This is a genomic window from Paracoccus isoporae (genome assembly GCF_900101865.1).
Lineage (GTDB): Bacteria > Pseudomonadota > Alphaproteobacteria > Rhodobacterales > Rhodobacteraceae > Paracoccus > Paracoccus isoporae.
The window spans coordinates 697029-717958 of sequence record NZ_FNAH01000001.1 but is presented as its reverse complement, the minus strand read 5'-3'; the positions used below and the strand labels follow the sequence as shown (position 1 = coordinate 717958).

19 protein-coding genes are annotated in these 20930 nt (G+C 66.5%); 7 read left to right on the top strand and 12 right to left on the bottom strand.

Annotated features, from left to right (window positions below; translation table 11 throughout):
• Window positions 1-135 precede the first annotated feature (135 nt).
• Complete coding sequence (locus tag BLT73_RS03460) at window positions 136-660, top strand: invasion associated locus B family protein (RefSeq protein ID WP_090520832.1); 525 nt, start codon at window positions 136-138, stop codon at window positions 658-660.
• Window positions 661-768: 108 nt separating this feature from the next.
• Window positions 769-1944, top strand: coding sequence for a dual-specificity RNA methyltransferase RlmN (gene rlmN / locus BLT73_RS03455; RefSeq protein ID WP_090520829.1), 1176 nt, complete (start codon window positions 769-771; stop codon window positions 1942-1944).
• 4 nt (window positions 1945-1948) lie between these two features.
• Here the strand turns inward: rlmN and mtgA are convergent, their stop codons facing one another.
• Together mtgA and BLT73_RS03445 are read right to left on the bottom strand one after the other, a co-directional pair.
• Window positions 1949-2671, bottom strand: a complete 723-nt coding sequence (gene mtgA, locus BLT73_RS03450) for a monofunctional biosynthetic peptidoglycan transglycosylase (protein WP_090520826.1) — start codon at window positions 2669-2671, stop codon at window positions 1949-1951.
• Window positions 2672-2708: 37 nt separating this feature from the next.
• Window positions 2709-3296 carry a DUF1269 domain-containing protein gene (locus BLT73_RS03445; RefSeq protein ID WP_090520824.1) on the bottom strand — a complete coding sequence of 196 codons (588 nt, stop codon included), beginning with the start codon at window positions 3294-3296 and terminating at the stop codon, window positions 2709-2711.
• 162 nt (window positions 3297-3458) lie between these two features.
• Between BLT73_RS03445 and BLT73_RS03440 the strand changes: the two genes are divergently transcribed.
• A complete protein-coding gene (locus BLT73_RS03440; protein ID WP_090520822.1) occupies window positions 3459-4238 on the top strand; it encodes an SDR family oxidoreductase in 780 nt (259 codons plus the stop codon).
• 414 nt (window positions 4239-4652) lie between these two features.
• Here BLT73_RS03440 and BLT73_RS03435 read toward each other — a convergent pair whose 3' ends face one another.
• From BLT73_RS03435 to BLT73_RS03410, 6 genes are all read right to left on the bottom strand, one after another.
• Window positions 4653-5753: a flagellar basal body P-ring protein FlgI gene (locus BLT73_RS03435; protein WP_090520820.1), complete on the bottom strand. Its 1101-nt coding sequence runs from the start codon at window positions 5751-5753 to the stop codon at window positions 4653-4655.
• Window positions 5750-6763, bottom strand: a complete 1014-nt coding sequence (locus tag BLT73_RS03430; RefSeq protein ID WP_176804862.1) for a flagellin — start codon at window positions 6761-6763, stop codon at window positions 5750-5752. The genes BLT73_RS03435 and BLT73_RS03430 overlap by 4 nt, the downstream gene beginning before the upstream one ends.
• A gap of 2 nt (window positions 6764-6765) precedes the next feature.
• Complete coding sequence (locus BLT73_RS03425; protein ID WP_090520817.1) at window positions 6766-8223, bottom strand: FlgK family flagellar hook-associated protein; 1458 nt, start codon at window positions 8221-8223, stop codon at window positions 6766-6768.
• A 12-nt stretch (window positions 8224-8235) separates the two neighbouring features.
• On the bottom strand, window positions 8236-9597 hold the full coding sequence (locus tag BLT73_RS03420) for a flagellar hook protein FlgE (protein ID WP_090520815.1): 1362 nt from the start codon (window positions 9595-9597) through the stop codon (window positions 8236-8238).
• Window positions 9598-9681: 84 nt separating this feature from the next.
• Complete coding sequence (locus tag BLT73_RS03415) at window positions 9682-10443, bottom strand: flagellar motor protein MotB (protein WP_090520813.1); 762 nt, start codon at window positions 10441-10443, stop codon at window positions 9682-9684.
• Between the two features lie 68 nt (window positions 10444-10511).
• Complete coding sequence (locus BLT73_RS03410; protein ID WP_090520812.1) at window positions 10512-12104, bottom strand: GMC family oxidoreductase; 1593 nt, start codon at window positions 12102-12104, stop codon at window positions 10512-10514.
• A 177-nt stretch (window positions 12105-12281) separates the two neighbouring features.
• Here BLT73_RS03410 and BLT73_RS03405 point away from each other — a divergent pair, with 177 nt between their 5' ends.
• From BLT73_RS03405 to BLT73_RS03390, 4 genes are read left to right on the top strand one after another with little or no spacing between them, the layout of a single operon-like run.
• Window positions 12282-12956: a paraquat-inducible protein A gene (locus BLT73_RS03405; RefSeq protein WP_090520810.1), complete on the top strand. Its 675-nt coding sequence runs from the start codon at window positions 12282-12284 to the stop codon at window positions 12954-12956.
• Window positions 12957-12973: 17 nt separating this feature from the next.
• The gene (locus BLT73_RS03400; protein WP_090520994.1) at window positions 12974-13660 is read left to right on the top strand and encodes a paraquat-inducible protein A; all 687 of its coding nucleotides are present in this window, start codon (window positions 12974-12976) and stop codon (window positions 13658-13660) included.
• Between the two features lie 6 nt (window positions 13661-13666).
• On the top strand, window positions 13667-15712 hold the full coding sequence (locus BLT73_RS03395) for a PqiB family protein (RefSeq protein ID WP_090520808.1): 2046 nt from the start codon (window positions 13667-13669) through the stop codon (window positions 15710-15712).
• Window positions 15713-15716: 4 nt separating this feature from the next.
• Window positions 15717-16361, top strand: a complete 645-nt coding sequence (locus tag BLT73_RS03390) for a PqiC family protein (protein ID WP_090520807.1) — start codon at window positions 15717-15719, stop codon at window positions 16359-16361.
• A 3-nt stretch (window positions 16362-16364) separates the two neighbouring features.
• Here BLT73_RS03390 and BLT73_RS03385 read toward each other — a convergent pair whose 3' ends face one another.
• From BLT73_RS03385 to BLT73_RS03370, 4 genes are all read right to left on the bottom strand, one after another.
• On the bottom strand, window positions 16365-17171 hold the full coding sequence (locus BLT73_RS03385) for a 3'(2'),5'-bisphosphate nucleotidase CysQ (RefSeq protein WP_090520806.1): 807 nt from the start codon (window positions 17169-17171) through the stop codon (window positions 16365-16367).
• Window positions 17158-18495 carry a TldD/PmbA family protein gene (locus tag BLT73_RS03380; RefSeq protein WP_090520804.1) on the bottom strand — a complete coding sequence of 446 codons (1338 nt, stop codon included), beginning with the start codon at window positions 18493-18495 and terminating at the stop codon, window positions 17158-17160. The genes BLT73_RS03385 and BLT73_RS03380 overlap by 14 nt, the downstream gene beginning before the upstream one ends.
• Window positions 18496-18627: 132 nt before the next feature.
• A complete protein-coding gene (locus BLT73_RS03375) occupies window positions 18628-20283 on the bottom strand; it encodes a DUF2125 domain-containing protein (RefSeq protein WP_090520802.1) in 1656 nt (551 codons plus the stop codon).
• Window positions 20284-20544: 261 nt separating this feature from the next.
• On the bottom strand, window positions 20545-20886 hold the full coding sequence (locus tag BLT73_RS03370; protein ID WP_090520801.1) for a DUF2853 family protein: 342 nt from the start codon (window positions 20884-20886) through the stop codon (window positions 20545-20547).
• Between the last annotated feature and the right edge of the window lie 44 nt (window positions 20887-20930).

The window sequence follows — 20930 nt, the reverse complement described above, 5'->3', positions numbered from 1 at the left end:
CTCTCATTTTCCTGACAAATGCGCGATTTCCTGCCAAATGGGGTTTTTCCGCGCCTTCGTTTGGCGCTATCTTGACGAGGAAGCACATCAAAGGCCACAGGCATCGTTAAGAAAGCTATCGGCAGGAGGCAGAACATGACAAAGACAATGCTGCGCGGCGCTGCCGCGATCATCGTGGTTGCGGCGGGGCTCTCGGGCCCGGCGCATGCCCAGGAATCCACCAATGTCGTCACCACGGAAGGGGACTGGACGGTCTTCGCGGGCAGCGATCCGCGGGAGTGCTGGGCCGTGTCCCCGCCGAAATCCACCGTGAACACCAAGGACGGCCAGCAGGTCGAGGTGCAGCGCGGGGATATCCGGCTCTACGTGGCATATCGGCCCGGCGCGGCGGGTGAAGTCAGCTTCACCGGCGGCTACCCGTTCCGTCCCGGCTCCACCGTCGCGGTGAATGTGGGCGGGCAGAATTTCGACCTGTTCACCGAAGGCGAGAACGCCTGGACCGGCTCCTCCTCCGAAGATGCGCGGCTGATCGCGGCGCTGCGCGCGGGCGCGGAAGCCAGCATCACCGGCATGTCCTCGCGCGGCACGCAAACGGTCGACACGTTCAGCCTGTCTGGCATCACCGCGGCCACCAATGCCGCGAAGTCGCAGTGTCAGTAGCGCCGTTCGTCACGGCGGCGCCACATGCGCCGCACTGATCCCGCGCCCCGCCTTGATCGGCGGGGCGTTTTTCATTAAATATGCAGCCTCCCCAAGGAATCTGCCGCCATGACCGCCCCGATCACGCAAGACGTGCTGACCATTCCGCGCAAGCTGCCCGAAACCGGCCGCCAGAATCTGGTCGGCCTGACCCGCGACCAGCTTCGCGATGCCCTGATCGCTGCCGGCACGCCGGAGCGGCAGGCCAAGATGCGCGTCGGCCAGATCTGGCAGTGGATCTATTACTGGGGCGTGCGCGACTTCGCGGCGATGACCAATCTCGCCAAGGACTACCGGGCGATGCTGGCGGAGCGGTTCGAGATCGCGCTGCCCGAGCTGGTCACACGCCAGATTTCCGAGGATGGCACCCGCAAATATCTGCTGCGGATTGCCGGCGGGCATGAGGTCGAGGCAGTCTATATCCCGGAAGAGGGGCGCGGCACGCTCTGCGTGTCATCGCAGGTGGGCTGCACGCTGACCTGCTCCTTCTGCCACACCGGCACCCAGAAACTGGTGCGCAACCTGACCCCCGCCGAAATCGTGGGCCAGTTGATGCTGGTGCGCGACGATCTGGGGGAATGGCCCGTTCAGGGCAAGCCCAAGGACGAGACCCGGCTGGTCAGCAACGTGGTGCTGATGGGCATGGGGGAGCCGCTTTACAATTTCGAGGCGGTCCGCGATGCGATGAAGGTCGTCATGGATGGCGAGGGGCTGTCGCTGTCGCGCCGCCGCATCACCCTGTCCACATCCGGCGTGGTGCCCGAAATTGCCAAGACCGCCGAGGAAATCGGCTGCCAGCTTGCGGTCAGTTTCCATGCCACCACCGACGAGGTGCGCGACCGTCTGGTTCCGATCAACAAACGCTGGAACATCGCGACTTTGCTGGACGCGTTGCGGGATTATCCGCGCCTGTCCAACTCCGAACGCATCACCTTTGAATACGTGATGCTCGACGGGGTGAATGACAGTGACGAGGATGCGCGACGCCTCGTCAAGCTGATCCGCGGCATCCCGGCCAAGATCAACCTGATCCCGTTCAACGAATGGCCCGGCGCGCCCTATCAGCGGTCAAGCTGGGAACGGATCGAGGCTTTCGCGGACATCATCTACAAGGCCGGCTATGCCAGCCCGATCCGCACCCCGCGCGGCGAGGATATCATGGCCGCCTGCGGTCAGTTGAAATCCGCCACCGAGCGGGGGCGCAAATCCCGGTCCCAGATCGCGGCCGAGACGGCCGGGGCCTGACGCGCTACTCGAAACAGTCCGCCCGGCCGTCCTTCTCGATCGTGGCCGCCCCGTCGGCGATGGCCCGCGACCGGCGGCTGGCGGAATGCGTGCTGCGCGACTTCGGCGCCGGCAATATCGCGGCCAGCCGCGCGGCCTGCACGTAATCCAGCCGGTCGGGCGTGGTGCCGAAATGATGCCTTGCGGCCGCGTCGATGCCGAACACTCCCGGTCCGAACTCGGCCACGTTCAGATAGACCTCCAGGATCCGCCGCTTCGTCCAGACCGCCTCGATCATCGGGGTCAGCACCGCCTCGAACGCCTTGCGCGTCCAGCTCCGCCCCTGCCAGAGATAGACATTCTTCACCACCTGCTGGCTGAGCGTGGAGGCGCCGCCACCCCGGCCAGCGGCGACGACCCGCCGGATCTCCTCCATATCGAACCCCCAATGGCGACAGAAATTCGCGTCCTCCGCCGCCACGACCGAGCGCAGCATGACAGGCGAAATCTCCCCGAGATCCCGCCAGCGTCGCTCGGCGATGGGATAATCCCGCGCATTCTGGATGATGGTCAGCGTGGTGGGCGGGTTGAACAGCGCGAACAGCAACACCAGCACGACCCCCGCCAGCAGCGCGCGCAGCGCCAGCCAGCGCAACCAGCCACCCAGCCATCCCGCCAATGAAAAGCGCCGCCGCGATGGGAGTGCGGCGGCGTCTGGGATGTCTTCTGTCTGGACCGGCCTGCGCATGACCGCGTCGTCTCACGCGATCATGCTGCCGGTCAAGTCACAGCTTGGGCGCCGGTGCCGTTTCAGGCCCATCCCCCGCAGCGCCGGGTTCCGCCTGGGCCGAAACCCTGGCATCGGCCGGAACCAGCGGCGCCTGCGTGCCCGACAGCGCCTCGCGCAGCTTCTCTTCCTCGTCCTTGGTCAGCGAGGTCTGGATCACGCGGCCGCGCCGATGGAACTCGGAAATCCGGTCCAGCACCTTGTCCGCCGTCATCTCGCGGATCAGCAGGAACACCGCCGAGCCGCCGGGCTGCACCTTGTTGCCAACCTCGCGCATGAAATCGTCATTGATGCCGTAATCGGTCAGATAACCGGCAAGGGCCCCGGACCCTGCGCCCACCGCCGCGCCGACCAGCGGGTTCAGGAACAGCAGCCCCACCAGCGTGCCCCAGAACGTGCCGCCCACCGCCCCGGCTGTGGTCAGGTTCAGCGCCTGGTGAAGCTGGATGTCGTCGGCCTCGGGTCTGGTGACGACGACCGCATCCTCCAGCTTGATGAGATATTCGCTCTGCAGCTTGACCAGCTCGGCCCGCAGCTCGAAACCGGAGGCTTCGTCGTCAAAGGCAATCACGAGAAGATCGGACATGGGCATTCCTTCCGTATGGGCGGGTGGATCTGCATCGCCGACCCGAAGCTGAGACCGGGCCGGCACGGGTGTCGCGGCTCAACCCGCTGGCGCGCGCCAAGGTTCCGCTGGACATTCGGCCGCCCCCGCGCTTCCTTGCGTCAACGGCAAGGGAGGCGAGACATGGATCTGGGCATCAGGGGAAAGCGCGCGATCGTCTGCGCGGCGTCGAAGGGGCTCGGCCGCGGCTGTGCCGAGGCATTGGCCGCGGAAGGCGTGGATCTGATCATCAATGCCCGCGGCGAAGAGGCGCTGCGCGCCACCGCGACCGACATCGCCGCGCGGTACGGAGTGCATGTCGTGCCGGTCGCCGCCGATATCACCACGGATGACGGGCGCAGGGCCGTGCTGGACGCCGCAGGAGAGATCGACATTCTGGTCAATAATGCCGGTGGGCCGCCGCCCGGTCGCTGGCAGGACTGGGACCGCGACGATTTCATCAAGGCGCTCGACGCCAATCTGCTGAGCGCGGTGGCGCTGATGCAGGCCACCGTGCCGGGGATGATGCAGCGCGGCTGGGGCAGGGTGGTGAACATCACCTCGGCCGCGGTGCGCACGCCCATTCCGGTGCTGGGGCTGTCCAACACCGCGCGCACCGGCCTGACCGGCTTCGTCGCGGGCATGTCGCGCGATGTGATCAAGCACGGGGTGAACGTGAACAACCTGCTGCCCGGCCTCCATGCCACGGATCGTGCCGACAGCCTCGATGGCGGCACGGCGAAGGCCGAGGGCATTTCGATCGAGGAGGCCCGCGCGCGGCGCCAGTCCGCGATCCCGGCCGGCCGCTATGGCGAAGCAGCGGATTTCGGCGCAGCCTGCGCGTTTCTGTGCAGCCAGCAGGCCCAGTTCATCGTCGGCCAGAACCTGCTGCTGGATGGCGGCGCGCTGAATGTGACGATGTGACCACCCGCCCAGGTCGGGCGACGGACGACGTCCTGCGCCGGGACAGCGCAGCGTCTCGGCACCTGTCCTGACCTGCGCTCGGCCCGAGCGGCGCTTGGCCAGATCGACAATTCAACCGGACGGCACCTTGCTCGGTCGGCGCCAGCCAGAACAGCGGCTTTTCCCGGACCGGCGATCTTGAGCTTGCGCGGATCGACCGCACGCATCCGGCATAAGGCCAGTTTCCGGCGGTTGCGCCGGTCGCGTGGCGACGCAAGGCTGCGCATCGACGGCGGACCTCCCTTTCTTCACCGGATCATTCATCCAGATCTGCTGCAACTTCACCCCTGTCTCCGATATCGCGTCTTGGCGCTCACCTCTCGCGCCCCGATTGGATCTCACCTCTCGCGCCTCTCGAAACCCTTGGTGCAGCACTCAATTGACAACCAGCTCCGCATGCAGCGCTCCGGCGGCGTGGATGGCCTTGAGAATATCAATCAGGTCGCGCGGAGAGACGCCGAGCGCATTCAGACCCGCCACCACGTCCGACAGCGACGAGCTGCCCTGCACCTCCGCAAATCCGATTCCGGCCTCCTCGGTGATCTCGGCGTCGCTCTGCGGCACGATCACCGTCTGCCCTTCGGAGAACGGGCTGGGCTGCGACACGACCGGCGTGTCGCGCACCCGCAAGGTCAGATTGCCCTGCGACACCGCCACGCGAGACACCCGCACATCCTCGCCCATCACGATGGTGCCGGAGCGGTGATCGATCACCACCCGCGCCCTGGTTTCCGTTTCGATCAGCAGATTCTCGATCCGGCTGATGACGCTGGCCGGATCCGCCCTGCGCGTCGCCGTGATGTCGAGCGACACCGTGCCGGCGTCCAGCATGGTGGCGATCCGCCCGACGCCGCTGCGGTTGATCCGGTTGGCGATGCGGGCGGCGGTGGTGAAATCCGGGTGTTTCAGCGCCAGCCGCACATTGCGCAGCGTCGCAAACTCGAAATCCACCTCGCGCTCCACCCTGGCGCCGGACGGCACCGCGCCCGAGGTCGGCACACCCTGAACCACCGACGCGGTTTCGCCCTGCGCCGAGACCCCGCCGGCGATGACCGAGCCCTGCGCGACCGCATAGACATCCCCGTCCGCGGCGCTGAGCGGCGTCAGGATCAGCGTGCCGCCCATCAGGCTGCGGGCATCCCCGATGGCCGACACGGTCACATCAAGCTGCGCCCCGGACCGCGCGAAGGGCGGCAGCACCGCCGTGACCATCACCGCCGCGACATTTTTTGGCCGGAACTGGTCGGAGCTGACATTGACGCCCAGCCGTTCCAGCAGGGTCACCATCATGTCCTCGGTATAGGGCGCATTGCGCAGGCTGTCGCCGCTGCCGTTCAGACCGACCACCAGCCCGTAGCCGACAAGGTCGTTGCCGCGCACCCCGTCGAAGGCCACGATATCCTTCAGCCGCACCGGGGCCGCGGCGGCCACCTGTGCCCACAGCAAGACGGTCAGCAGAGTAACCAGCAACCTCATAGATATCTCGACAGGCTCAACCGGCTGAGCCGGGCGGTGAGTGCGTAGAGCGCCTCGAGCTGCGCCTCGGCCTGGATCAGCCGGCTTCCGGCCGCATAGCCGTCCACCTCTGTCAGCTGGCCGCGGGCGATCGACAGGGTGGTCTGTGCATGCGCCATCCGAACCCGCGCCCGTTCGACAGTTTGTTCCGCCACGCCGAGACCGGCGCGCTCCAGCCCCAGTTCGGTATTGCCATCCGCAAGGGCCGTTCCGGCCGCCTGCAGCAACTCGGCCTGTGCCGCGCGATCTCCGGCATAGGCCCCGCGCGAGACGAGCGCGCTGACAGTCAGGCCGAGAACGACCTGGCGAATGCCGCGACTGGCTGCGTTCTGGGACAGCGTGACGCGGGTGGTCGGATCGATCTGCAATTCCGGTCCACCGCCCGTCGCACCGCGATAGGCGAGATCGCTGAACCCGCCGCCACCGGCCGGTGCCTCGAACCAGGCCGTCAGTTCAGACAGCGCCTGCGCCGGGCTTCCGGCACCCGTCACCACCGTTTCAGCCAGCGCGATCAGCTCATCTGCCGCAACCAGCGGCGGCCTGTCGACATGCTGTCCGGAGAAGACGAAACGCCCGCCGACCGAGATATTCAGCGCCGACAGCGCGCCATCCAGCTCGGCCGCGATCGTGTCCGCCACGGTCCTGATGCCGTGATCCGATGAAAGCATCGCGTCCGACAGCATCTGCTGGCTTGCGCCGCCCGCAATCTCCTGGAGATGGCCGAGCGCGGATTGCATCCCCGCAAGCGTCGCCGCGGCTTCGGAGGAGACCCGGAGATAGGCCTCGGCCTCGCGCAGGCCGCGATCCAGACGGGCCAGCTCCACCAGATCACCGCCCAGATGCCGCGCGACATCCGATGGCTTGCCCGACGCCACTTGCTCCGAGAGGTCGCGGATCTCGCGTCGCAGACCGCCATGCGCCTGGCGCATGGCATAGCTTCGGGCGAGATCGCCGATCGATACGAACTCCATCCTCATATCCTCAGCAAGTTGCCGATCATGTCGTCAATGGCCTGCACCACCTTGGCATTGGCCGCATAGGCGCGCTCGAGTTGCAGCAGCAGTTCCATCTCGCGGTCACTGTCCACCCCGTCCTGAAGCAGGCTTGCTTCCAGCGTCTCGCTGACACTGCGGTCATGCTGCAGCCGGGTTTCGGCGGCGAGTCGCGCTGACGCGGCCGAGGACAGCATCTCGGCCGCCAGCATCGAGAGATTGCCGGATCGCGCAGGCGCGCCGGGCGACGCAAAGGGCGCAATCTGCGACATGGCGTCCGAGAGCGCATTCAGGATGCCGGCATCGCCCGCCTCTCCGGGCGCGGTCGCATGAACGCCGTCGCGCAAACGCCAGAGCGCGCCGCCCTGATCCGGGTCGACGGTCGCGGCCAGGCGCAGACGCTGGGCCAGGCCGGTTTCGGCCGAAGGATCGAAGGCGCTGCCGCCATCGGTGATCAGCCCGGTGGTTCCGGGCGGGCGTCCCGGCTCGATCCCAGGTCCGGAAAGCCGCGCATAGAGGTCCCGCGCAAAGCCATCCACAGCCGCCTGCGCGGCGATCCCGGCCTCGTCCCTGATGGCAAACCGCGCGGAAAGCGAGCCGCCTGAATAAAGCGACATCTCCAGATCCGATGCCGCTTCGCCGTCGATGGTCAGGCGGCCGAGATGGGTGGAATTGCCATCGATCCGGGGTGTCATCTGGCCGGTCGCCTGGAAGCCGAAACGGACGGGATCCTTTCCGTCGATCAGCACCGCGCCGCCGGCGGTGAACAGCGCCACGCGGCCGCCGTCGCGCGGCAGTTCCCGCACCGGCACGATGGTCGCGATCCGATCGATCACCGCCTGCCGGGCATCGACCAGCGATGCGGCATCGCCCCCGTTTGCCCGTGCGACGATGATCTGGCGGTTCAGCCGCGACACCTCGCCCAGGCTGGCATTCAGAAGGTCGACATCGGCGGCGATCCGGCGATCCGCGTCGGTGCGGCCCTGCTGGATCGCCTGGCTGATCGCCGCGGTCTTTTGCAGCAGGCGGCCGAGCGCATCCACCACATTGCCCAGCCGGAACTCGCTGTCCGGGCGGCTCGCGGCCGAGATCAGCGCGGCCTCGGTGTCCGCGATCAGCGCCGCAAGCGATTTGCCATCGCCCGGAAGACCGATGGCGGCTTCGACCCGCAGCCTGAATTCATGGGTGACCTGCGCGCCGCCAAGCTGTGCCGATGCCAGCCGGAACTCCGACAGCACCGCCTCCGACATGATCCGGCTGACGCCTGACACCGCCACCCCGCCGCCACCACCGGCCAGGATGCGCGGCGAAAGCTGCAATTCGCGGCGCGCATAGCCCGGCGTCAACGCGTTGGCGAGGTTGGAGGCGACGATCTCGGTGCCCCGCGACGCCGCGGAGAGGCCGGTGAGCGCGTTGTTCAGGGCGTTCGCGATGCTCATCCGTTGTTACCCTCAGCGCTTGATATTGGTGGTTTCCTGAAGCATCTCATCCACCGTCTGGATGACCTTGGCGTTCGAGGAATAGGCCCGCTGGGTCTGGATCAGATCCGTCAATTCATTCGCGACATCGGTGGTCGATCCTTCGCGCGCATAGCCCACCACCGCGCCGGTCGGCCCGTCCCCCGCATCCCACAGGAAAAAGGAGCCGGAATCGGGCGAGACTTGGTAGGTCTGGTTGTTGAGCGAGATCAGCCCGTTGGGGTTGGGCACATCCACCAGCGGGATCTGGTAGATCGTACGAATGAAGCCGGTGTCGTATGTGGCGCGGATATATCCGTTCTCATCGACCTCCACAGCCGTCAGGTTGCCAACCGGAGAGCCGTCTTTCGAGATGCTGGTCGGCGCGAAATTGTCGCCAAGCTGGGTCAGGCCGTTGGGATCGCCCAGCTTGCCGATCGTCACGGTCATCGTGTCGCCCGGATAGCTGGCGGTCCGGCCCACGGTCAGATTCAGCGTCCCGGTTGCGGGATCATAGGCAGGATGCGGATTGCCAGACGTGTCAAGCACCTGCGCAATCGTTCCGCCCTTGGTCTGATCGTTGGAGAAGACCAGCCGCAGCGACGCCACGACACGCTCATCCGCCGCCGTCGCCGGATCGTCCTCGGTTGCCGAATCGCTCAGCTCCATCGTCCAGGAGTTCGACATTCCGGATGCATGGGAGGTCAGCGGGGTGAAGCTGACATTGAGCGATTCCGATGTCCCGAGATTGCCGAAATACTCGATCTTCGAGGTCAGCGGGTCTGTCGCGCCCCCTGCCTCGGTCCGCGTGGCCGGCAGCTTGATCCCGAGCGACATCTTGGTCGTCGGATCCCCCGCAGCCTGGTTGGCATTGATCACGACAGGTTCCAGCCCGCCGACCGTGTCGCGCGGCATCAAGGGGATGGAGCCATCGGCATTCGCGGGCCAGCCCAGCAGGACCAGGCCAGATTCGGTGCGCAGCACCCCGTCTGCATCCGTCCGGAATGATCCCGTCGTGGTCATCATCATCGGCTGATCCGCGAATTTGCTGCCCAGCGACACAGACGGCACCACCGGCAGCATGCCGCGCCCGGAGATCGCCAGATCGGTTGGGTTCGAAGTCGGCACGACCGTGCCACGCTGATCGATCAGGCGCGTGGTCGAAGCGCGCACACCGCCCGCGGAATAGACGCCGGCGCCGCGCGCCTGGTTGATGACCATCCCCTCGAAATCGGTGATGACCCGCTTGTAGCCATAGGTGCCCGAGTTGGAGATATTGTCCGATATGGTCGCCAGCCGCGTCGCATTCGCCGCAAGCCCGGCAACTCCCGCATTCAGCGAGGACGATATGGACATGGTTCACCCCTTTGTTCCGATCATCTGACCCGACATTGCGAGACATGGCTTAAGAACGGCCTAACCGCCGCGCCGCGCCTTGGCTCATTTCAGTAAAATCACCTCGATCCGGTTGTTGGTCTCCGCTGACGGATCAGCGGGCAGGCTCCGGCGGTCGCCATGGCCCGTGACACGGGCGATGCGCCGGGGCGGCAAATCCGCATCCTCCAGCAATTGCCGGACCTGGTCCGCACGCCCCAGCGACAGGTCCCAGATCGGAGATCTGGCCAGCACCGCGGGATAGGCGCGCACATGGCCCGATACGGCGACCGGATTGCGCGTGCGGCCCACCACCCGCGCCACGATCCGGCTGAGTTCGCGCAGGGATGCGGTGGGTTCGGTGGTCTCTGCCGCAAAAAGCGGGGCATCTGCGAGATCCGACAGCTCGATCACCAGCCCCTCATCCGAGATACGCGTGACGACATGGCGCAGCAGATTCTGCGCCTGCAGGGAGTCCGCGCCGATCCCGGCCAGCTCGGTCTGAATGCGTCGCTCCATCTCTGCCAGCCGCGCTGCGGCATCGGCGGAGGCGGGTTCCGCCGGCGGGCCGGCCGGCTCGCCCCGACCGCGATCGCCGCCCTCGCTGCCGGAGGACTGCCTGACCACGGTCGGGTTGAAGTAATCCGCCAACCCTTCGCGCTGCTTCTCCGTCGTGGCATCCAGCAGCCACATCAGCAGGAAGAAGGCCATCATCGCGGTCACGAAATCCGCATAGGCCACTTTCCAGGCCCCGCCATGATGTGCCGGTTCCTGCGCGGGCTGGACCCGCCTGATCAACACCACCGAATTGCCGTCGCGCCCAACCATCGCGCACCCCTTGCCGCAAAACCCGCAAGAACAGCTATCAGCGCGGGGCCGCGAACCAAGTTAATGCATCAAAAACCACGCATTTCATCGAGGATCATGTCGGCGGCCTTTTCCGCGATCATGATGGTGGGCGAATTGGTGTTGCCCGACACGATCCGCGGCATGACGGAGGCATCGACAACCCGGAGCCCGGCAATGCCCACCGCCCGCAGCTTCGGATCGACGACCGCATCCGGGTCGTCGCCCATTCGCGCCGTGCCGACCGGGTGGAAGATGGTCGAGCCGATCCGGCCCGCAGCCTCTGCCAGATCTGCGTCGCTGTCGCCTGTCGGGCCGGGCCGGAACTCCTCGGGCCGGTTGCGGGCCATGGGTTCGGCCGCCATGATCCGGCGGGTCAGACGGATCGCGTTGGCCGCCGTCGCCCGATCGGTTTCGGTGTCGAGATAATTGGGCGAGATCTCGGGCGGCTGCATCGGGTCGGCAGAGGCGATGCGCACATGGCCGCGGCTGTCGGGGCGCAGCGGCACGACCGAGGCGGTGATCGCCGGAAAATCATGCAGATCCTCGCCGAACGACTCCAGCGACAGGGGCTGGACGTGGTATTCCAGATCCGGTGTCGCGACATCCGGGCTCGAGCGCGCAAAGGCGCCGAGCTGGCTGGGCGCCATGCTCATCGGGCCGGAGCGGAACAGCGCGTATTCCGCCGCGATCCGCGCCTTGCCGAGCAGCGTCGCGGTCATCTGGTTCAGCGTCTTCGCGCCCTCGACCCGATAGGCGCAGCGGATCTGCAGATGGTCCTGCAGGTTTTCGCCCACCGCGGCGTCGCGGATCACGTCGATGCCGTGCTCGCGCAGCAGGGCGGACGGTCCGATTCCGGAAAGCTGCAGGATCTGCGGCGTCCCGATCGCACCGGCCGACAGGATCACGTTGCGCGCCGTCACCGTCTCGCGCTGTCCCTGCCGCTCGATCTCGACACCGGTCGCGCGATTGCCGTCCAGGCACAGCCGTTGGACATGGACATGGGTGCGCAATTCCAGGTTGGATCGCTTCAGCGCCGGCCGCAGGAATGCCTTCGCTGCGGAAACGCGCAGCCCGCGGCGTTGATTGACCTTAAAATACCCCACCCCTTCGGCATTTCCGTCGTTGAAATCCGGCACCCGCCTGATCCCGACCGTCTCTGCCGCGCTGGCGAAATCCTCCAGAATGTCCCAACGCAGGCGCTGGCTTTCCACCCGCCATTCGCCGCCGGTGCGGTGATGCGCGTTCTCGCCGTCGGCGTGATCCTCGGATTTCAGGAAATAGGGCAGCACATCGTCCCAGCCCCAGCCGACACAGCCGAGCTGCCGCCAGATATCGTAATCGCGCGACTGGCCGCGCAGATAGATCATGCCGTTGATCGAACTGCTGCCCCCCAGCAGCTTGCCGCGCGGATAGGCCAGCGACCGTCCGTCGAGACCGGGCTGCGGCGCGGTGCGATAGCACCAGTCGGCGCGCGGATTTCCCATGCAATACAGATAGCCGACCGGCACATGCACCCAGAACTGCCGGTCACTGCCGCCGGCTTCGAGCAACAGCACGCGCGTGCCCGGATCGCGCGACAGGCGGTTGGCCAGCACGCAGCCCGCGCTGCCGGCCCCGACGATGATGAAGTCGTAATCCATGCCTTCCTCCCGCCGGGCAGCATCCCGCAGATCGCCGCACAACGCCAGAGCGCCCGCGCGCGCAGTTCATTCTCGGCATGGCCGGAGCCACCGCTCCAATGGCGCGGTCACGCAGTCTTGCACGTTTTGCCTGCGTTCCGGCCTTGATGCGGGCCTTGGCCCGCGTATCTTAGGCGGATGGTGCGACCGGGCGAATATGACCTGCAGACAGGCGAGGGGCTGATTGCCTGCCCGCGCTGCGATGCGCTGCATGTCGAGGAAGAGCTGACCTATGGCGAAACCGCCCGCTGCGTGCGCTGCGGCGGCATCCTAGCGCGGCCGCAATCGGGCGCCTTCACCCAGATCATCGCGCTTGCCATCACCACGATGGTGCTGATGTTCGGGGCAATCTTCTTTCCCTTCCTGGAGATCTCGCGCCTCGGCATGGGGCACGGCACCTCGCTTTTCGGGGTGGCGATGGCCTTCTCCGAAGGCGTCATCGCGCCGCTGACGGTGGCGCTGCTGGGTGTGATCGTGGCACTGCCTGCGCTCAGGGCGGCCCTGCTGGTCTATACCCTCTGGCCGCTGGCGCGCCGGCGCCCGCCCTATCGCCACGCCGTCCGGGCCTTCCGGCTGACCGAGCAGCTCAAGCCCTGGTCGATGGCCGAGATCTTCATCATCGGCACGGCCATCGCGATGGTAAAGGTCGGCGGGCTTGCGACCATCAACTTCGGGCCGGCCTTCTGGGCGTTCTGCGCGCTGATCTTCGTCAACCTCGCCAATCGCAGCTTCATGTGCTCGACCACGATCTGGGACGCCATCGAGGATGGCGGTGCGGCGACCGATGGCCGCGAGCAGGTCGAGCCGGCATGAGCGCCGATCCCGCAGCGATGCCGCCCCCGCACACCGCGAACGACGATGCCCCGACCGGCGGGGGTCGGAGTAGTGCCCTGCTGACCGCGCATCGCGCCGGGCTGCTGGGATGCAGAAGCTGCGGCCGGGTCTGGCCCGAGGATGCAATGGAATGCGCGCGGTGCCAGGCGCCGCTGACCCCGCCGGATCGCCGCGGGCTGCAGGCGGTCTGGGCCTGGCTGATCGCCGGGATGATCTTCTATATTCCCGCCAATCTCATGCCGATGATGACCACCCAATCGCTTGGCGGTCTGGGCGGGGGCGGCGATGCGACGATCATCGGCGGGGTGCTGCAACTTGCCAATCACGGCGACTGGTTCATCGCAATCGTCGTCTTCGCGGCGTCGGTCATGGTCCCGATCGGCAAGTTCGTCGCCATCATCTGGCTGGCCCTGGTGGCCGGAAAACCCGCGACCGAGGCGGATGCCCATAACCGCTTGCATATCTACGAGATCGTGGAGTTCATCGGGCGTTGGTCGATGATCGACGTGTTCGTCGTCGCCATCCTCTCGGCCCTGGTGCAGCTCGGCTTTGTCGTGTCGATCAAACCGGGCCCTGCCGCTGCGTCCTTTGCGCTGTCTGTTGCATTTACAATGCTCTCTGCACAAAGTTTCGATCCGCGGCTGATTTGGCGTGGCCTGCCGCTGCATCGTCGGAAAGAATAGATTTCTATGAGTGACGACACCACCCCTCGCCCTGCCCACCCGGCCCGGCGCACGGCCGCGCGGGCGGCACGGGCCAGCTTTTCGTTGATCTGGCTGGTCCCGATCCTGGCGCTTGCCGTCACGCTCGGGCTGGCCTGGAACGCCTATTCCGGCCGCGGAGAGCTGATCTCCGTCACCTTCCGCGACGCGACAGGCATTGTTCCGGGCGAGACCACGCTGAAATTCCGCGAGATCACCGTGGGCGAGGTCGAGGCCGTGCGCTTCACCGACGATCTGCGCAGCGTCGAGGTGGATATCCGCACCGAGCCGGAGGTCACGCCCTATATCGACGCCGATGCGGAGTTCTGGATCGTGCGGCCGGTGGTGTCCGCGCAGGGCATCTCGCGGTTGGACACAGTGCTGTCCGGCGTCTTCATCGAGGGGTTCTGGGATGCGGACCGGGGCGAGCCTGCGACGGAGTTCGTCGGGCTGGACCGTCCGACACTCGCCCGGCTTTCGGGAGAGGGCACCTGGATCACCCTGTCCTCGCCCGGCGCGAAGGGACTGGCCGAAGGCGCGCCGGTCACCTTTCGCGGGCTGGAGGTTGGCCGGATGCAGAACCTGCATCTGTCCGAGGAGGACGAGACGGTGCTGGCGGATGTCTTTATCGAGGCGCCGCATGACCAACGCCTGACCACCTCGACCGTGTTCTGGGACACATCAGGGTTCTCGGTGTCGCTCGGCGCGCAAGGCCTCAGCCTGAACGTGGATTCGCTTTCGAAGCTGGTGCAGGGCGGCGTGGCGTTTTCGACCATGGCCACGGGCGGGCAGCCGGTCGAAGCCGGCCATGTCTTCGATCTCCAGCCGGACGAGGAAACCGCGCGGACCAGCCTGTTCGGGTCCAGCGACCGCGATCTTCGCCTGACCATGCTGGCCAGCAACGATGTCTCGGGGCTGCAGACCAATGCCGATGTGACATTTGACGGACTGGTGATCGGCCGCGTCACCGAAATCGGCGTCGATTTCGACGAGACCCGCCCCGAGGATGAGCAGATCCTGCAGCGCATCACCTTCGTCATCGCGCCCGACCGGCTTGGCGTGCCCGCCAGCAGCACGCGCGAGGAAATGCTGGAGTTTTTGCAGGACCGCGTCGAGGCGGGGCTGCGCAGCCGCATCACCTCGTCCGGCTTCCTCGGCACCTCCATGGTGGTCGAGCTTCTGGAACAGCCACGCGCGAGCGATGCCACGCTCGATATCGACGCCGAGCCCTATCCTGTGATGCCGTCCCTGCCGCCGGAAGTCTCGGATCTCGGCGCCTCGGCCGAAGGGCTGATGGATCGACTCGGCGGGCTGAATTTCGAGGAATTGCTGCAATCGGCGACCAATATGATGGATGCGGTCACGCAGCTCGCCGCCTCGCCCGATACCCGCGCCATACCCGGCGCGCTGCGCGAGACGCTGGACGAGGCGCGCCTGGCGGTGGCGGATGTGCAGGCCATGACCGGAGAGCTGCGCGATGCCGGCGCAGCGGCCAATCTGGCGCGGATGCTGGATGAGGCGGCGCAGGCGGCCGAGGCGGTGCAACTCGCCGCCGCCGACGTGCCGCAGATGGTCGAGCAGATGGACGAAGCCGCCGAGGCGATCGAGGATTTCCGCTTCGACGAGATATCGGCGCAGGCCTCGGCAATCCTCGCGGATCTGCGGGCGATGCTGGGCACCGAGGATGCCGAGCAACTGCCGCGCAACCTCTCCGACACGCTGGAAGCGGCGTCGGGCCTTCTGAACGATCTGCGCGACGGCAATGCCGCGGGCAGCCTGAATGCGACGCTGGATTCCGCCCGCGTCGCCGCCGACGAGGTCGCGCAGGCGGCAGAGACGCTGCCGGCATTGTCCGAACGCTTCCAGCGTCTCGCGGCACGGGCCGAAGCCGCGGTCGCCACCTATGGCGAGAATGGCGCCTTCACCAACGACGCGCGCACCATGATCCGCGAACTGACCCGCGCCGCGGCCGCTTTCGGATCGCTTTCGCGCACCATCGAACGCAATCCACGGGCCTTCATTCTGGGACGATAGTGACATGCAGCGTTTTCTTCTTGCCCTGACCATTCCGGTGATCGGCCTTGGCCTCGCCGCCTGCGGCGATGGCACCGACACCGCCAGATACCCGATCGACCCGCCGCCATCGCAGCAAGTCACCGGCGACCAACTTGGCCCGACCGAGCTGCGCGAGGTGTCGCTGCCCGGCTACGCCTCCGGCGACGAGATCGCCTGGCAGGGGCCGGACGGGGCGATCCGGTCGAATACCGGCGTGCTGTGGGCGGACGAGCCGCAACGCGCCTTCACCATCACCCTGGCGCGGGCAATATCGGAAATGTCCGGCGCCTCGGTCATTGCGGAGCCCTGGCCGCTGTCGTCGCCGCCGCAGCACAAGCTGGATGTGCGGGTGGAAAAGGCGCTCGCGGCGAATGACGGATATTTCCGGCTGAAGGGGCGGTATTTCCTGTCGGTCGAGGGCAGCGGTGCGGGGTCGCATCACAGCCGGTCCTTCGATATCGCCGTGCCGGTAGAACAGGACAACCCTGCCTCCATCGCGACCGCCGCCTCGCAGTCGGTCACCCTGCTGGCCGAGCAGATCGCCACGCTGGGCGGGCCGGGAACGACGATCGTGGCCACCATGCCCGCCCCGGACGATCCGTTCGCGGATCTCCCGCCGCTGTTCTGATCTTCAGGGCCGGGACGATCCGACGCCGGGCGCGAGGGCCATCCGCTCGGTAATCTGGCCATGCAGCTTCGGCCCGGCAATGATGAGACCGGGGACCTGCGCCGCGCGGCTGTTGAAGCGCATGGCCCGGCCATGCATGTTGCTGACCGTGCATCCCGCGCGCGCCGCGATCAGGCTTCCGGCGGCAATGTCCCATTCCCAGGCGGGCCGCAGCGACATGGTCGCATCGAACCGGCCCTCCGCCACCAGGCACAGCCGCCAGGCAAGCGAGGGGCGAAAGCTGCGCGTGAACTCGGGCGGGGTGCCGCCTTTCCAGTGTTCCGGCTTCAGCGCCGCCTTGGACATCAGGATATCCGCATCCGCCAGATCCGTCTCGCTGGCGGCGATCACCTCGCCATTCAGCTTGGCGGGGCCGTCCTCGGTGGCGGCATAGGTCAACCCCATCTCCGGCAGATATACCACACCGGCCACGACGCGGTCGCCGCGCAGCACGGCAAGCGAATGCGAATAGCCCGGCTGCCCGTCGATGAAGGCGCGGGTGCCGTCGATCGGATCGACGACGAAGCAATGTTCCGCATCCAGCCGCGCCGGGCCATCCTCGCTCTCCTCGGACAGCCAGCCGTAATCCGGTCGCGCTTTCAGTAAACGGTCGATCAGGTAGTCGTTCACGGCCAGATCGGCCTCCGTCACCGGGCCGGCACCACCGCCCTTGTCCCAGATCCGGGGCTCTCGCCGCCAGTAGCGGCGGGCGATCTTGCCGGAACCATGCGCCGCGGCGATGAGCAGATCGATGTCGCTACGCCCCGGCAACCGTCATCCCTTCGACCAGAAGGCTCGGCACCCGTACCGACCGCCAGTCCCGCGCGTCATTGGCCGGTGTGAGGCGCAACAGCATGTCGCGCAGATTTCCGGCAATGGTGCATTCATTCACCGGATGGCTGATCTGCCCGTTCTCGACCCAGAACCCCGCCGCCCCGCGCGAGTAATCGCCGGTGGTCGCGTTGATGCTGCTGCCCAGAAGCGATGTCACCAGCAGCCCCCTGCCCATATCCGCGATCAGCTCGTCACGGCTGCGCGCGCCTTCGGTCATCACGATGTTGGAATTGCCCGGCGCCGGTGCCGATCCCAGCCCGCGCACCGCGCTTGCCGTGCTGACCAGCCCCAGCTTGCGCGCCGTGGCCAGATCCAGCGTCCATCCCTGCAGCATGCCGTCGCGCACGATGTCGCGCGGAGCGGTGGCCAGCCCCTCGGCATCGAACACGCGCGACGAGGACATGCGCCGCAGATGCGGATCCTCGCGCAGGGTGATCCCGCCCGGCAGAACCTGCATGCCCATCGCATCCCTGAGCCAGCTTGACCCGCGCACGATGGCAGCACCGTTCACCGCGCCCAGAAGATGCCCGATCAGCCCCGAGGAGATGCGCTCGTCATACAGGATCGGAAAGGCGCCGGTGGGCGGTTTGCGGGCACCGGCGCGTGACACGGCGCGTTCCGCCGCAAGCTGGCCGATCTCCTCCGGTGTCGGCATGTCCTCGTCCCAGATCCGCCCCTCGCCTGCGTGATCGCGCTCCATGTCGCGGCCGGTGCCGCTGATCGCGGTGCAGCTTGTGGAGAACTGGCTGCGGCGGTGTCCGCCCTCGAACCCGTTGCTGAGCGCCATCCAGCTTTGCCGCCGCGAATAGCTGGCATTGGCGGATTCGACCGTGGCCACGCCGGAAACGCCGAGCGCCGATTGCTCCGCACGCAAGGCACGCTCCTCCAGCGTCGCGGGATCGGGCTCTGCGCCGGGATCGAACAGCTCCAGCGAGGTGGCGTCCAGATCGCGCGCAAGCTGATCGGGATCGGCCAGCCCGATGCTGTCATCGACCGGACCCGACCGCGCCATCGCCACCGCGCGCCGCGCCATCACCTCGATGCTGTCCTGGCTGTGATCGGCGCCCGACACGCTGGCCTGCCGCCCGCCGACCAGAACCCGCAGCCCGATCTCGACCGCCTCCGCACGCTCGGCATGTTCCAGCCGGCCGCCCCTGATGTCGATGCCAGTCGCCGCGGCGCGGATCGCCAATGCCTCGGCATCATCGGCACCGGCGTCGCGCGCGGCCTTGAGCATGGCATGGGTGAGGGCTTCGAGCATGGAGAACCTGCTTGGTCAGCGGCGGGCGAACGGGTCCAGCCAAAAAACGTCCAATCGCCCGCAGACGCAACCTGATAATGGCCGGGCCGCCCGTTATTCGGGGCGGCCCGTCATCATTGCTGTCAGCCGGTGTTACTTGACCCGCTGTCCGTTGGCGTAGATTTCACCGCCGTTGCGGAACTCGAACTCGGAGGTCAGCACATCCTCGTTCTCCGGGTCCGGCTTTGCGAACATGGTCAGCATCATGCGGACGCCCATCATCTGCTCCTGCGGGATGAACCCGGCCTCGCCTAGCATGTCGATCAGCGCATTCGCGCCCTCGATCCGGCCGCTGATCGTGCCGACCGGGGTGGAGAGATCGCCCCCCTCGGGCGACTCGAGCTGGCCGGAGGCATTCACGCTCGCCCCCAGGGCGGACACGGACACCTCCTCGATATTCAGCTCATCGAAGCTGCCGGGCGCAGTTTCGGGATCCGACATCGCCTCGCTGTCCATGAAGCCGACATCCAGCGTCGCCAGACCGTTCAGCTTGACGGCCAGCGATGCCGGATCGCGGGGCAGGGCGTTCTGCGGATCGAACATTGCCCAGACGGAGTCGGTCAGGGTCAGACCGGAGACATCGTAGTCCACGGTGAATTCCTGCGGCTCCGGGTCGGCGGCCATCGGCATGTCCAGATTGAAGCTGGCGCTTTCGGTGCTGTAGCCGACCGGTGCAGGCAGGTTCGGCAGGGTCATGTCCACGGTCGATGTGCCCGAGCCACCGCCATAGCTCAGCCGTTCATCGTCCAGGGCGAAGGTCAGGTTCAGACCGTCCACGTCGGACCCGAGCGCGGTTTGAACGGCCTCACCCTCTTCGTTCAGCCCGTCGAAATCCATCTGCGCCGTGAGCGCATCCGCCGTCATCTCGCCCGAGATCGCCACTCCTTCCAGGTCACCGTCGGAGAATTCTGCATCGAGCGCGACCCCTTCCGGGATCCTCGTGGCACTCTCGAAGCCCAACCCGTTGACCGTGACATTGCCGACGGCGGACCCGTCCTGCTGCGCGATGTCGAAGGCCAACTCCATCGACGCGACAGTGCCGGTCTGGCGCACATCCGTGCCGCCTTCATTGGCGAAACGATCCGTGCCGACGAGGTCGGTGAAGGTCAGCCGCCCCAGCTCACTGAGCGACGTGCCGTCGGTCATCTCGACCCCGTCCAGCAGCACGTCGAAGGTCGGGAAGGTGTAATCGTAAACGCTGTCGCCGCCCTCCTCGCGGACGGTCATGGTCTCTCCGGGCATGCGCATGGTGAAGGTGATGCGCTCGGGCATTGCGGCGGGCTCATCTGCCATCTCCTCGCCATCGCTGCCGGACATCGCTTCGCTCGCGGCATCCGTCTCGACGCCGTCGCTGCTTTCCGCTTCGGGCATCTCATCCGCCTCGCTGCCGGAGCCATCCGTCTCGGCCCCGTCATCTGCGGATGCGGCGTCCTCGCTGCGGTCATAGATCATCTCTCCGCTGGCCTCGTCCTGCAGGTCAATCGACACGCTGTCATCGCCATTCGCGCTCAGCGTGAGCTGGCCGAAATCCAGCATCAGCTCGGCATCGTCCGAAGTCTGGCGCAGGACCAGATCGTTCACCGTCACCGTGTCGCCGGACTCGTCGACCGACGAGGTTTCCACCTCCAGCCCCAGCGTCTCGTAATAGCTGCTGAGCTGATCCCAGGCGGATTGCGGCGTCACCTGCGCCAGTGCCGGCGTCGCGGCCAGGATGATGCCGATTGCCGTAGCGGTGCGAAATGTCGTCATGTTGGTAACCCCGTGGTCGATTCAAGTTCCCTTGCGCGCCGTCCCAACGCGCGAGTGGCCAAAGAGATGCCAGTTTATCGTCCAGAAATCAGCCGACAATTCCGTGACAATCGGAAACAAAGCCGGGCAGGCGCCGCCGCCCGGCCCGTCAACCGGCGATGTAACACCTTGTTCAGGCGCGGTTTGCCACGGAAAAATGCCTGCCATCGTCACGACGGCAGGCATCTCTCGGCTGCAGCCCATCAGGGCCGCGCAATCCGCTCAGTGATAGACCGATTCCTTGCCGAAATGCGTGGTCAGCGCGTAATAGACCACCGCGCGATACTTGTTGCGGTTGGCGCTGCCGTAATCCGCCATGACCTTCTTGATCGCCTCCATCAACTGCGGACCGTCAGGAAGCCCCAGCTTCTTCATCAGGAAGTTGGTCTTCACCCGCTCCAGCTCTGCCATGTCGCTGCCGGCCACGGTTTCGCTGTCGGCGCTGTAGATCGACGGGCCGCAGCCGATCGTCACCTTGGTCAGCAGGTCCATGTCGGGCGTCACGCCCATCTTTTCCTTCATGTCCGCCGCGTATTTCGCGATCAGCTCGTCACGTTTGCTCATGTCATCACCCTCCCTCCGGGCACTTGATTTTTGTCAAACACGCT